Annotated in this window: 9 protein-coding genes; 3 read left to right on the top strand and 6 right to left on the bottom strand. The window is 59.3% G+C overall.

Going from position 1 to position 12,228, the window contains the following annotated elements:
• Nucleotides 1-12 precede the first annotated feature (12 nt).
• Nucleotides 13-2,595: an esterase-like activity of phytase family protein gene (locus tag CQ019_RS04260; protein WP_105569004.1), complete on the bottom strand. Its 2,583-nt coding sequence runs from the start codon at nucleotides 2,593-2,595 to the stop codon at nucleotides 13-15.
• A gap of 233 nt (nucleotides 2,596-2,828) precedes the next feature.
• Here CQ019_RS04260 and CQ019_RS04255 point away from each other — a divergent pair, with 233 nt between their 5' ends.
• Both CQ019_RS04255 and CQ019_RS04250 read left to right on the top strand, forming a co-directional pair.
• A complete protein-coding gene (locus CQ019_RS04255; protein ID WP_105569003.1) occupies nucleotides 2,829-3,680 on the top strand; it encodes a 3-hydroxyacyl-CoA dehydrogenase in 852 nt (283 codons plus the stop codon).
• Nucleotides 3,681-3,763: 83 nt separating this feature from the next.
• Nucleotides 3,764-5,446 carry an ABC-F family ATP-binding cassette domain-containing protein gene (locus CQ019_RS04250; protein WP_105569002.1) on the top strand — a complete coding sequence of 561 codons (1,683 nt, stop codon included), beginning with the start codon at nucleotides 3,764-3,766 and terminating at the stop codon, nucleotides 5,444-5,446.
• 243 nt (nucleotides 5,447-5,689) lie between these two features.
• Here the strand turns inward: CQ019_RS04250 and CQ019_RS04245 are convergent, their stop codons facing one another.
• A complete protein-coding gene (locus tag CQ019_RS04245) occupies nucleotides 5,690-7,429 on the bottom strand; it encodes an FAD-binding protein (RefSeq protein ID WP_105569265.1) in 1,740 nt (579 codons plus the stop codon).
• A 78-nt stretch (nucleotides 7,430-7,507) separates the two neighbouring features.
• Here CQ019_RS04245 and CQ019_RS04240 point away from each other — a divergent pair, with 78 nt between their 5' ends.
• Nucleotides 7,508-8,443 carry a LysR family transcriptional regulator gene (locus CQ019_RS04240; protein WP_105569264.1) on the top strand — a complete coding sequence of 312 codons (936 nt, stop codon included), beginning with the start codon at nucleotides 7,508-7,510 and terminating at the stop codon, nucleotides 8,441-8,443.
• Nucleotide 8,444: 1 nt separating this feature from the next.
• Here CQ019_RS04240 and CQ019_RS04235 read toward each other — a convergent pair whose 3' ends face one another.
• From CQ019_RS04235 to CQ019_RS04220, 4 genes are all read right to left on the bottom strand, one after another.
• Nucleotides 8,445-9,110, bottom strand: coding sequence for a pentapeptide repeat-containing protein (locus CQ019_RS04235; protein WP_105569001.1), 666 nt, complete (start codon nucleotides 9,108-9,110; stop codon nucleotides 8,445-8,447).
• 51 nt (nucleotides 9,111-9,161) lie between these two features.
• Entirely contained in the window at nucleotides 9,162-10,130 is a 969-nt protein-coding gene (locus CQ019_RS04230; protein WP_105569000.1) for an epimerase, read from the bottom strand.
• Between the two features lie 85 nt (nucleotides 10,131-10,215).
• Entirely contained in the window at nucleotides 10,216-11,115 is a 900-nt protein-coding gene (locus CQ019_RS04225) for a VOC family protein (protein ID WP_105568999.1), read from the bottom strand.
• A 159-nt stretch (nucleotides 11,116-11,274) separates the two neighbouring features.
• Nucleotides 11,275-12,144, bottom strand: a complete 870-nt coding sequence (locus CQ019_RS04220) for an SDR family oxidoreductase (protein ID WP_105568998.1) — start codon at nucleotides 12,142-12,144, stop codon at nucleotides 11,275-11,277.
• Nucleotides 12,145-12,228: the final 84 nt, after the last annotated feature.

The raw sequence follows: 12,228 nt of genomic DNA, 5'->3' as shown, positions 1-12,228 counted from the left end.
GTTTTTCAAGAACTATCGACGAGCACGCGAGTTCTTGATTGCGGCCGCGAGTCCTAATCCTGCGGCAACTAGGCCGACCGGAAGCAGCCAGAGACTGTTTACCCCGGTGTCGGCGAGCCTATCGATTTTGCGCTGCTCAGACTCCCCCTCAGAGGGTTCTGTGGTCGGTTCGGAGCTTTGTTCCTGCTTGGGTTCCGTGGTTTCTTCGTTCGGGGTTTCATTCACTTCTGGGTGCTGGGAAGGCTCGGCCGTGGGCGAAGCCTCCGGCGATGCCGACTCGTCCGGTGCATTGGTCTCATCCGGAGCCTGCGACTCAACGGGGCGCTCGCCTATCCCAAAGACCTCTGCGGCCGTGCCCAAATTAGCGAACACCGTCTCACCGCTGGCATCATCCACCGCATCATTATCGGTGACGATATACGCATCACCGCTACCGGCGATGGCCAGGCCTTCGAGCTTCTCCTGGGTCCAGCCATTGGTCGCTTCAAGCACCGGAAGCACGTCAACTGCTAGTTCCTTTTCCAGCATGGTGACCTCACCAGCCACACCTTCTGGAAGCTCAAACTTATACAGGGCCTTGAGTTGGGCATTCTCACCGTTGCGCTTGTCGCGCTCGATGACGGCGAACGATCCGTCCGGAAGCTCGGTGATTTCCGAAAGCCCATTCCACGATCCATCGTCACCGGCGGGCTCAAGCTGGTAGCCATACCAGGTGAATTCGGCAGAGTCAGGAACATACTTGCCGATGCGGACGAAGTCTTCGCCTGGCACTTCACGCTGCAGGGTGAAGATGACTTCTTCTTCTGCGCCTTCACCACGCACACTGACACCTTCGAGCCCCTGTCCGCCTAGTTCCGCGACGACTTCCGCAGGCAACGGCACTTCCTCGGTGACGGCACCGGCTTCATCAATGCGCAGCAACGCGTTTTCTGCGCCTTCCTCGCCTTCATGCGCAGCCCAGAACCCTCCCTCAGCACGGGCCGCGATGCCTTCCAGATCGAATTCGGCGGGGGCACCGTCCTTGGTCACGGCCATGGAGCTCTCGATCAGCGCGGGCTGCTGCGCGGTGTCGATGGAGTAAATGCGTGGTTCATAGGCGTTGTCGCTGACCGCGTAAAGTTTCTCCGAATCTTCGGGATTCTCGCTCAACCCGCTCAACGCTCCGAACGGCACCAGGTTCTCGATGCTGGATGCCAACGCGGGGAATTGCGCTTCGGTTGCACCGAAGGAGAATAGCGTAATCGACGATCGTACGCCCTTGTCTGCCTCATCGGTTTCCGAGGCCACGGCCAGCAAGTTCCGGCCTGGGATCGGAAGGATGCCTTCCGGCCCGTTGGTGGTTGGCAGGGTCTGCAGATATTCCGGATTGGTTGGATCGCTAAGTTCGTACACCGCGACGAAGTTGCCTCGTTCCGAGGCAACGAAGGCGTAGTCGACGCCGTTGAAGCTGTCGATCGCCAACCCCTCGGGTTCCACCCCCTTCTTGCCAGCGCGCTTCTCCGGGAACAGCCCCTGGGCGAGCGCCAAGCGTTCGAAGGTGTTTCCTGCGTCCCAAGCAACTTCGCCGGTTTCGGAATCGAAAATGGCGAAGCCTCGGCTGCCACCTTTCCAGTCCCCTTCGTTGGCGGTGGCGAGGTAGCGATCTTGGATCCAGCCGATCGCGTCCGGTTCGCGCGGAACGTCTTTCAGCGAGCCGGTGGGATCCAGTTTTCCGTCTTCTTCGATGTCTATGTTTTCCAGGTCAACGCTGCCTGCGCTGAAGGCGCCGGTAATGTCACCGCTGGGCAGGTCGATGAGGACTACGCCGTTGTTTTCTTGGAGGGTTACCGCCAATTGGTTTTTGGCATTGATGGTGACGTACTCGGGCTCCGGATCCTGTGGGGTGTCGAATCCAGCGTCGCTAAGCATCGGAAGCGCAATCGGGGCTTCGCGCGTCCCCGTGGTCAGCGGCACCTCGCGAACGCTCCAGGCTTCGGGGTTTTCGCCCACGAGATCCAGGATCTCGATAGCACCAGCGGGCGCCTGCGGCAGCCCGCCGTCTCCGGCGTCTTCGTCACGTTCGTTTTCGATGGCGATCGCCGCGTAGGCTCCGTCTTCGGAGATCGCGATGGAGTCCGGCTGTCCGGTCAATTCGATGCTGTGGACCAGCGTACGGTCAGCGATGCGCACAACGTCTAACCGTCCCGAAGGGTTCGAGTAGCTTTCCGAGGTGTTGACTACAACAAAAACGTACTCGCCATAGGCGGCAACGCTAGTTGGTTCGTCTTCTGGGCTACCGAGCTGGTGCAGCGGGAGCGTTCCCAAACCCTTCGGTGCGGCGGGGTCGCTGATATCCAAGAATCCCACCTGGCGGGCGAGCGCGTCAGAGTAGATCAGGGTTTTGCCATCGTCGGAAACGGTCGAGATTTCGGAGGCAGTTTCGGCTGCGGCCCCATCTGGGTCGTTCTGATACACCGGGTATGTCGCGGTGCGTTCAAAGTAGCTCCCGGTATCGGCGGTTGCGACCCCCGCCGTAGTCAATGGCGCAGCGCCTACTGCGCCCACCACTATGGCAGCGGCGAGAATGCCTGCAGATTTCTTTGCGACTCGGTTCACGTTCCCTATCCCCATCAAGCTTGATGTTTCCCATAAATTCCCTCTTAAGATTGGCAAATCAATCCGGCCGCGAGGTGAATTCCGGGCAACGGGAGTTGAACAAGTTGTGGCTAGTTCCTTCACTCACATTTAGTTGAATATACTCAACTAAATGTGAGTGAATGTGGGTGCAGGCATCTCGGTGTACCTGCGCGGCTTATAAATTCACAAGGAAATCAAGAACGGACGAGCTCATGATCCTGAACAACACCACAGTCTTAGGTACCGGCGTACTTGGTTCCCAGATCATCTTCCAAACCGCCTACCATGGTCTGCCCGTTGTCGGCTACGACATCGATGACGCTGCCCTCGAAGCCGCCGCCGCCAGGCTGGATAAATTAGTCCCGGTTTACGCGGACTACTTTGACGCCGGCGACAACACGAAAGCTCAAGCAGCACGCGATTCCATTCGGTTGAGCAGTGAATTGGCCGAGGCTGTCGAAGATGCGGACCTGGTGATCGAAGCGGTGCCCGAAAGTCTGGAAATCAAGCAGGATACCTACCGGAAGCTAGCGCAATCAGCCCCGGCTCGCACCGTATTCGCCACCAACTCCTCGACGTTGCTTCCTTCAGCTATTGCAGGATTCACCGGCCGGCCCGATCGCTTCCTCGCGTTGCACTACGCCAACCGAGTTTGGCAAAACAATACCGGCGAAGTCATGGGCACCGCGTCGACCAGCGCCGAAGCCTACGAAGTGGTGGTGAACTTCGCCGAACGCACCGGGATGGTCCCGATTCGGGTGCTGAAGGAACAGCCGGGATACGTGCTCAATTCGCTGCTCGTACCTTTGCTGCAGTCTGCAAGCCATCTGCTCATAAATGGCGTCGCGGACGCAGCAACCATTGACCAGACGTGGAAACTGGGCACCGGAGCGCCCAAGGGCCCCTTTGAAATTTACGACATCGTCGGGCTGAATACCGCGTACAACATTTCACGTTCCGGCGATGAAACCAGCCAAAAATTCGCAGAACTGCTCAAAACCAACTACCTCGAGCACGGAAAACTCGGCACTGCCACGGGCGAAGGGTTCTACAAGTACCACTAGGCACTCCTCACGCGCATGCCACAGACCGGCATGCGCAAGTTCCTCATAGCAGCCGGGAAAGCAATCGCGGTTAGGATGGGCTGGTGGCACATATCGACGTTTCCGACATCCAATACTTCCTTTCCGACGGCACCCAGTTGCTGGGCGGAGTCACCTTCAAAGTGACCGCCGGCTCCAAAACCGCATTAATCGGGCCGAACGGCACCGGCAAAACCACCCTGATCAAGATCATCTCCGGTGATCTCAAAGCCGACGAGGGCGCGATTAATCGCTCGGGCTCGATGGGCATTATGCGCCAGTTCGTGGGCCAGGTCCGCGACGAATCGACGGTGAAGGATCTTTTGCTTTCCACCGCCGACCCGTCCGCCGTTGCTGCAGCCGCCAAGGTTGCAGCGTGCGAAGCGAAGATGCTGGTCAGCGAGGATGAAAAGGTCCACATGCGCTACGCCGAAGCGATTATCGAGTGGGGTGACGCCGGCGGCTACGAGCTGGAAACCACTTGGGACAAGGTCTGCATGGCCGCGCTGGGCATCCCGTTTGATCGCGCCCAGGACCGCCAAGCGCGCACCTTGTCCGGCGGCGAGCAGAAGCGCCTCGTATTGGAGGCGCTTTTCGAAGGCAACGACGACCTGCTGCTCTTGGATGAGCCCGATAACTATCTAGACGTACCGGGTAAGCGCTGGCTTGAAGCAATGATGGAGCGCTCCCCGAAGACCGTGCTATTCATCAGCCACGACCGCGAGTTGCTCAACAACGCGGCCACGCGCATCGTCACGCTGGAGCCCGGCCATGGTGGAGCCACCGCGTGGATCCACGGTGGTTCGTTCGGCTCCTATGTGCAGGCTCGCAAGGAACGCAACGAACGCTTCGAGGAACTGCGCAAGCGCTGGGATGAAGAACATTCCAAGCTCAAGGAATTGGTCATCATGTATAAGACCAAGGCGGCATTCCGTTCGGATATGGCTAACCGGTATCACGCGGCACAGACACGCTTGGATAAGTTCTTGGAGGCCGGCCCGCCCCAGGCGATTCCGCTAGAGCAAAACGTGAAGATGCGCTTGAAGGGTGGACGCACCGCCAAGCGCGCGGTCGTAGCCGAAAAGCTCGAACTTACCGGACTTATGAAGCCCTTCAGCAACGAGATCTGGTTTGGCGACCGAGTAGGCGTACTGGGTTCCAACGGCTCGGGCAAATCCCACTTCCTGCGGCTGCTGGCCGCCGGCGGCACCGATCCCGAACGGGAGCACGAGCCGGTTTCCGATGTGCAGCTCGCCGAAGTACCTCATGAGGGAACGGTAAAGCTCGGCGCTCGAATTCGCCCTGGCTACTTTGCCCAGACCCACACCCGCCCCGACCTCTTCGGCCGCACCTTGCTGGAGATTCTGCACCGCGGCGACGAGCACCGTTCGGGGCTAGGCCGTGAGGCTGCCGCCGGCGCATTGGATGGCTACGGTCTGGCTGGCCAATCAGAGCAGAAGTTCGAGTCGCTGTCCGGCGGCCAACAAGCCCGATTCCAGATCCTGCTCCTGCAGCTATCCGGAGCGACCCTGCTGTTGCTAGATGAGCCGACGGATAACCTCGACCTGCATTCCGGCGAAGCGCTCGAGCATGCGATCGATTCCTTTGAAGGCACCGTGCTCGCCGTGACGCACGACCGCTGGTTTGCGAAATCGTTTGACCGCTTCCTGGTCTTTGGCTCAGATGGCAAGGTCTACGAGTCCGATACTCCCGTGTGGGACGAAAAACGCGTGCAGCGAGAGCGCTAAACACACTGCGGATGGTCCCGCCTGGGGAACTGGCGAACGGAGCTAGTTCCCCAGGCGGGACTTTCTCGCTTAACCAGCCACTAAAATTTGATCGCGACAGGCTTTGCGTCCAAAAAGCTCCCACGCCAAAGAACCGTCCACGCACTGGATGGATTGTGGCTGAGCGGATGCGCCAGGCCAGAGCGCAGGAAACCGGCGAACCATATACCAGGCGTTTTCCGGTCCCCTGCCTGGGCGTGAAAATTATTCGACGAGCTTGCCGGCGCTGGAGACCTCTTGGATCAATGCCGCTATTTCTGCTGGCACTTCCACGATGGCTTCTCGGGTGATCCCGGTCTTAGGCGACCAAACGAGATTCACCTGCAAGCCGGGATCCATGGCTGGGAAGTCGCTGCGGTTGTGGCAGCCCCTGGTTTCGCGGCGTTCCAAGGCGGCTTCCAGGGTGGCCCGGGCGGCCAGCGCCGAAGATTTCAGATCAAAGGCATGGGATAGGTCTTGGAACCCCGCGATGTCGGGATGAATTCCGACATTCGCCATGCGCTTTTCGATCTCGTCGAGTTTCGCAAGGCCGGCAAGCAATCCTTGCTCGTCTCGCACCACTCCGGCGTGCTCGGTCATCACATCGCGGATTGCGCGCTGCAATGCACGGACGTTCTCCACGCCATCTGCGGCCAAGAGGTCCTCGATGTCGCGCCTAGCCTCCGCGGTAGCTTCTGCGGATCGAGGCTGGGATTCCAGTGCCCTGGCATACGCGGCTGCCGCCTGTCCGACGATTCGCCCGAAAACCAAGAGCTCGATCAGCGAGTTGCCGCCTAATCGGTTTGCACCGTGCAGTCCGCTTGAGGCCTCGCCTATCGCATAGAGTCCGGTGACTTCGGTTGAATGATCATAGGGGTCCACCCAGACCCCGCCCATCGAATAGTGAGCGGTCGGTGCGATCTCGATGGGTTCGCGGGTAATGTCCAGCATCTGCTCTTCGAGCATCGTCTGGTACACCCTGGGCAGCCGCTCCATGATCAGCTGGCGCGGCAGGTGCGAAACATCGAGCCAGACCCCGCCCTTCTCCGTTCCGCGTCCTTCGCGGATCTCGGTATAGGCCGCGAGTGCAACTCGGTCACGGGTAGAAAGCTCCATGCGTTCCGGATCGTAGTTCTTCATGAAGCGTTCACCGAGCTGGTTGCGCAAAATTCCGCCCTCCCCGCGCGCCGCTTCGGAGATCAGGGTTCCTGCAGCAGATTCGGGTTCGATAATTCCCGAGGGGTGGAATTGCACGAGTTCCGGGTCGCGGAGGCGGGCGCCGGCTTCGACAGCCAAGCGGAACGAATCCCCGGTGTTTTCGTCACGTCGCGACGAGCTGCGCCGCCAGATGCGGTTGTGCCCACCGGCGGCCAGGATGACCGAGTCGGCATGGATCAGATACCGGGTTCCGTTGTTCACGTCGAAGCCGTAGGCGCCGAAGATTTGATTGTCCTTGACGAGCAATCGGGTGATATACACGCTGTCGAGGATTGGGATCTGCAGTTGGTCGGCACGTCGAATCAGCGTGCGTTGGATTTCCAGGCCGGTGTAGTCCCCTGCAAATGCGGTGCGGCGGAACTTGTGCGCTCCGAAGAAGCGCTGGGAAATGCGGCCGTCTTGTTCCCGGGCAAAATTCATCCCGTACCGTTCGAGATCTTCGATTCCGCGTTGCGCTCCCTGGGCCACGGTCTGCACGGTGCGCGGATCGGCGAGGAAATAGCTTTCCTTGATGGTGTCTGCAGCGTGTTGCTGCCAGCTGTCCTCTTCATCCATGGTGCCCAGGGCCGCGTTGATTCCACCGGCCGCCAACGAGGTGTGCGCATCGTGACGCGGACGCTTTCCTACGGCCAGTACATCTACGCCGAGTTCGGCGAGTTCGATGGCCGCCCGGAGCCCCGAACCGCCGGTCCCGATAACTAGGACGGTGGTTGAAATCTGCTGTTCTTTGCTGCTGTAAGTGTTCATGACATCAAGCATCTGCCGCTAAGAAACATACGTCCAATGAATTATCTTCATGGTTTCGATAGCCGTATGCTATGGGATATGAATCTAGAGCAGTTGCGGGGTTTCGCGACAATCGCCAGGGTGGGGCACTTCACAAGAGCTGCCGAGGATCTGCATCTGACGCAACCGTCGTTGAGCCGTCAGATCGCCACCCTCGAACACGATCTGGGCTCCCAGCTATTCCACCGGGCGCGGGGCAACATCACGCTGACCGCCGCCGGTGAAGCGTTGCTGCCGCTGGCACGCCGCATGCTCGCCGATGAAGAAAATGTGCGCACCGAAATGGCAGAACTGGCAGGCTTGCGAAAGGGCCGGGTTCGGCTAGGCGCTCCCCCAACCCTGTGCGTCTCGCTGGTTGCCGAAGTTCTCGAAGTATTTCACCGCCGGTTCCCCGGCATTGAGCTTCACCTTAGCGAAGCCGGGTCGAAGAATCTGCTGGATGAGCTGGCCGGCGGATTGCTGGATCTGGCCCTGGTTGTTACCTCGGAGCACTCCGTTGCGGAGAAAAGCCTGGCCAGCCTCCCACTGTTATCCGAAGAACTTGTTGTCATCGACTCGACTGGTAAACCACGTCTTGAGGGCAGAGAATCCTTGGATCTCAAGGCACTGTCGAGGCTTCCCCAGATTGTTTTTTCGCAAAGCTACGACCTGCGCGCAAGTACGATGAACGCCTACCGCGCACAGGGCCTGATCCCCAACGTAATCTTGGAAGGCGCCGAGATGGACGCTGTCTTGCGCTTCGTCGAAGTCGGGTTGGGGGTTGCGGTTGTTCCGGCGACGGTACTGGTTGATCGCCCCGGGCTCAGCGCCGCCGCGCTGAAAGATCCACAATTGACGCGTACCATCGGTCTGGCGCATCGCCGAGATGTTTCATTGACTCGTGCCGCCGCTGCCATGCAGGAAATCATTCTAAGCACGGCTCGGGCACTGGCCGACCGCCAGCCTCGAATCACAAGCCTGCTGACCGCTAGCTAGCTCAGTCCTTGATACGTAGTCCGAGATATGCGGCGAACTCATGCGACAGAGAACTCAACTGCTGCTCGCTAATCGTGGCACCGCGCAGTCCTTCGATGCCTTGCACTTGCGACATCTCCAACCCGGTCAGATCAACCGAGCTGAGATTTGCGCGCTCCACGCTCAGCGTCCCGGTACGACAATTTTCAAATCTCACTCGTTGCGCCTTGGCCTGCTGCAAATCAATTTCATCAAAGCTGCAATCCCGGAAGAGCACGTCCCGCAGCTGCGCGGAGCGAAGATTGACCCAACCGAATTTGCAATGGTCAAACACCACCGAGTCGGTCGAGGAATCCGAGAGATCGGCCGAGCCGAAGCGGCTGTGGATCATCCGCACGTCATTCAAGGTCGCTCCGGCGCCCTCCACGATTGGCGCGCTTAGCTGCTTGAATTCGCATTGAATATAGCGCGCGTTGCGCATGGAAAGTTCACCGATATTCAGTTCAGAAAACAGGCAATCTTCTACGCGGCCGTCGGTCAGATCAAGCAGATTCCGGTCATAGCCGGTGAAATGAAGCACCTCGACATAACCGCCGCCAAGCAGGTCCTCGACGGTTCCGGCTTCCAGTTCCGGAAGCCGGAACTCTCGTATGCGCGGAGCCATACCGTTTGTTTTGAGACGAGCCATGCCTAGCTTCCTTTCAATTCTGCAAAAACTTGCACCGGGGATCACCGGTGTTCATTTTGCGACGTCAGCCAGCGCGGGATGCAGCTCGGGCCACTTGAATTCGTAGCCGGAACGTTCAAGCGTCTCGGGTAGCACCCACCGAGACTTCAACAGCATTTCCGGTTCAACTCGGAGCGCGAACATCGCTGGTTCCAACATCCAACGATACGCCGATAGTCCGAACCTGCGCCCGGCGACGCGTCGCAGGCTCGACATGAGTTCGGCGTTCGTCACCGGGTGCGGAGCGCTCAGGTTCACCGGTCCGCGGATTTCTGGATGTTCAATCAGATGCCAGATCGCGCCCATGACGTCATCGAGGTGAATCCAGCTGAACCGCTGCTGGCCCCGGGTCGGATGGAAACCGCTTTTCTCCGGGCCCGTGGGGTCCGGGCCGATCCCGCGGTATCTTCGGTGCGCTGGCCACCACCCATCAATTTGCGGCCCGCCGACGCCCCATCTGGCAAGCCCAAGAAGTTTCTGGCTCGCCGGTCCGTCGCCGAGCACGATCGCCATGCGCAGCGCCACCCGGCGGGTGGCTGAGAGCTCCCCCGCGAAGAACTCGCGTTCCCAGTTGCGTGCGACATCAACGGAGAACCCTTCACCGATTTCTCCGATGCTTTCGGTATTCGGCCGGTCCACAGCATGGCGGTAGATGGTCGCGGTCGAGGCATTCAGCCACAGCTTAGGCGGATGCTGGGCCGAAGCTACCGCCCTGTGCAAAATCCGCGTCGTCTCAACCCGGGAACCGAGAATTTCGTTGCGCGCCGCATCGCTGTATCGGCAGCCCACGTTCTTTCCCGCCAAGTTGACCAGTAACTGCGCGCCATCGACCGACTCGTCGATCGCAGCCTGGTCCGCCCAGCTGATCGGCCCACCGCGGCCGATGACGCTCAGCTCGTACCCCTGAGCCGACAGCTCATGAACCAGTCGCTCTCCGATGAATCCGGAGGCTCCGGCGATTACCGCACGACGTTTTGACACCCTTGATCTCCATCCACCAAGTTTGGCTTGGACCGCAGCGTGGTGTCAGGATATCGCTGGACTCGGCACCGCCCGAATCCAAGGGCTAGAAGTCCTCGATCATCAGTTTCTTCATGTTCAGCATCTTTTCGAAGGCTCCGGGCCGAGCCATCAGATCGCCCATGTTCTTCGGAACCACCTGCCAGCTCACGCCGAATTTATCCTGCAGCCAGCCGCACTGCTCGGCCTCCGGAACTGCGGATAGCGCCTCCCACAACCTGTCGATCTCCGCTTGGTCTTCGCACTGGACTTCAATAGAGATCCCCGGACTGAAACTGAATGGTTGCGCGACGGCGGAATCCATGGCCGCAAAGTTCTGCCCGTTCAACTTGAAATCGCTGAACATCACCGCTCCGGGAACTGTCACTTCGGTCGGTTCGGGATATGGGAATCGGCTGCCTACCTGTGAGTTCTCGAACAACTCTACGTAGAAATCCACCGCAGGCACCGCCAAGTTCTGCGCGGCCCCACCGAACATCAGCGAAGGGACAATAAACGATTCGCTTTGGCCGGCGTCGGACTGGGTGAGCTGCCAACTGATGCCATAGCGATCCTGCACCCAGCCGTAGCGGGCGCTGAAGGGGTAGGTATCCAATCCCATCAGGACGCTGCCGCCGTCGATGAGCTGATCCCAGGTTTGATCGAGCGCCGCGCGTGTCGCATCGGCGTCTCCCGAATAATTGGCCGGATCAAAGCTGACTATGAATGAGATCGATGGGTTGGGAGTGAAGTCGTTTCCGGCGTTGATCAGGGTGAGCTTCGTACCATTCAAGTCCAGAGTGACCGTCAGCGGAGCACCGGCCAGTGGTTCTTGAAAGTCGAGCAACCCTTCGGTGGGGTACCGCGATTCTACAAATGCGGAGGTGTTCGGGAATACACCTGCGTAGTACTGTCCTGCTTCTTCGGCGTTAGCAGCGAACCAGAGATTCGGGATGAACTTTTGCATGGCGAGTCGCTCCTGGTGATCGGAAATCCCGCATCAGTGACCACCAAGAAATCCTAGAGCCGCCTGAGGTCACATTCCGGGTTACCACGCCTACGCTACTCCGCGTAGGCGAGGAGGTAAACATTCGGATGGTGAATTCTGCGCCAACGGCAAACCGAACTAGGAAACCGGCTCGTTGTCAGGCGTTTGCCTCTCCCGTCCGGTGAAATCATCCATGGAGCTATAGATCTTCAGGACCCTATCGGCCACCAGGTCCCATGCGCCGCGCGGAAGGACTCCGCGCAGCAGCTGACCGAACTTGCTCGTCCAGGGCAGTAGCACCAGCGGCGTTCCGCGCAGCATCGCGCTCCACGCTTTGGCTGTCACATACTCGGTGTCCATGATTGGGGTGAACAACATGCTTCTCGCCCCGGCGAACATTCCGGTTGAAACGTAGGTGGGACAGAATGTGGTGACCTTGATATCGGAATCGGCCTCCCGTTCCAGTTCCAGTCGCAGCGAATCGCTCCAGCTCATGGCGGCTGCCTTAGAAGCTGCATACACGCTCATATTCGGATTTGAAACCAAGGCGGCTGCTGAGGCGATCGTAAGGATTCGGGCAGGACTGCCGTCTTGACCCATTTGCCTCAGGAGCGCATGGGTGAGATACATTGGCGCCAGTGCGTTCACCGCCATGGTGTCATTGATCTGTTCAGTACGATGCTTGGCAAAGGACGTGCCGGTGACGACCCCGGCGTTGTTCACCAGCACGTCCACCGCGCCCGCGGCCAGCGACTGATCTGCCGCAGCAATGATCGCCGCCTGATTGCGCAAATCGACTACCTGGGTATGAATGACGCTTCCGGAATCAAGCTGCTCTAACTCCTTGGAGACGGCAGAAAGCATCTGGCTGGAGATATCCCATAGAATCACTCGCCGCGCACCTTCGAGGCAGGCCGTTCGTGCGAAGACAGCGCCCATGCCTTGCGCGGCTCCGGTAATCAAGACGGTCAGTCCCGCAACAGATTTCAATGGCGTGCTCGCACTCATCGTTTCCCCTCTCCCAGGTAGGCCGATAAAGGCCAAGTGAGCCTTAGCCTACAAGGTGAGCTGCATTACATCGGGCTGATTGGC

This window comes from Arthrobacter sp. MYb229, from assembly GCF_002975405.1.
Lineage (GTDB): Bacteria > Actinomycetota > Actinomycetes > Actinomycetales > Micrococcaceae > Glutamicibacter.
The sequence above is the reverse complement of the archived record's forward strand: the minus strand, read 5'-3'. Positions and strand labels throughout refer to the sequence as shown.

Bases quoted from the DNA above. Each gene is read 5' to 3' on its own strand.
- CQ019_RS04255 (WP_105569003.1), top strand. From the start codon at position 2,829: ATGATCCTGAACAACACCACAGTCTTAGGTACCGGCGTACTTGGTTCC.
- CQ019_RS04245 (WP_105569265.1), bottom strand. From the start codon at position 7,429: ATGAACACTTACAGCAGCAAAGAACAGCAGATTTCAACCACCGTCCTA.
- CQ019_RS04240 (WP_105569264.1), top strand. From the start codon at position 7,508: ATGAATCTAGAGCAGTTGCGGGGTTTCGCGACAATCGCCAGGGTGGGG.
- CQ019_RS04235 (WP_105569001.1), bottom strand. From the start codon at position 9,110: ATGGCTCGTCTCAAAACAAACGGTATGGCTCCGCGCATACGAGAGTTC.
- CQ019_RS04225 (WP_105568999.1), bottom strand. From the start codon at position 11,115: ATGCAAAAGTTCATCCCGAATCTCTGGTTCGCTGCTAACGCCGAAGAA.
- CQ019_RS04220 (WP_105568998.1), bottom strand. From the start codon at position 12,144: ATGAGTGCGAGCACGCCATTGAAATCTGTTGCGGGACTGACCGTCTTG.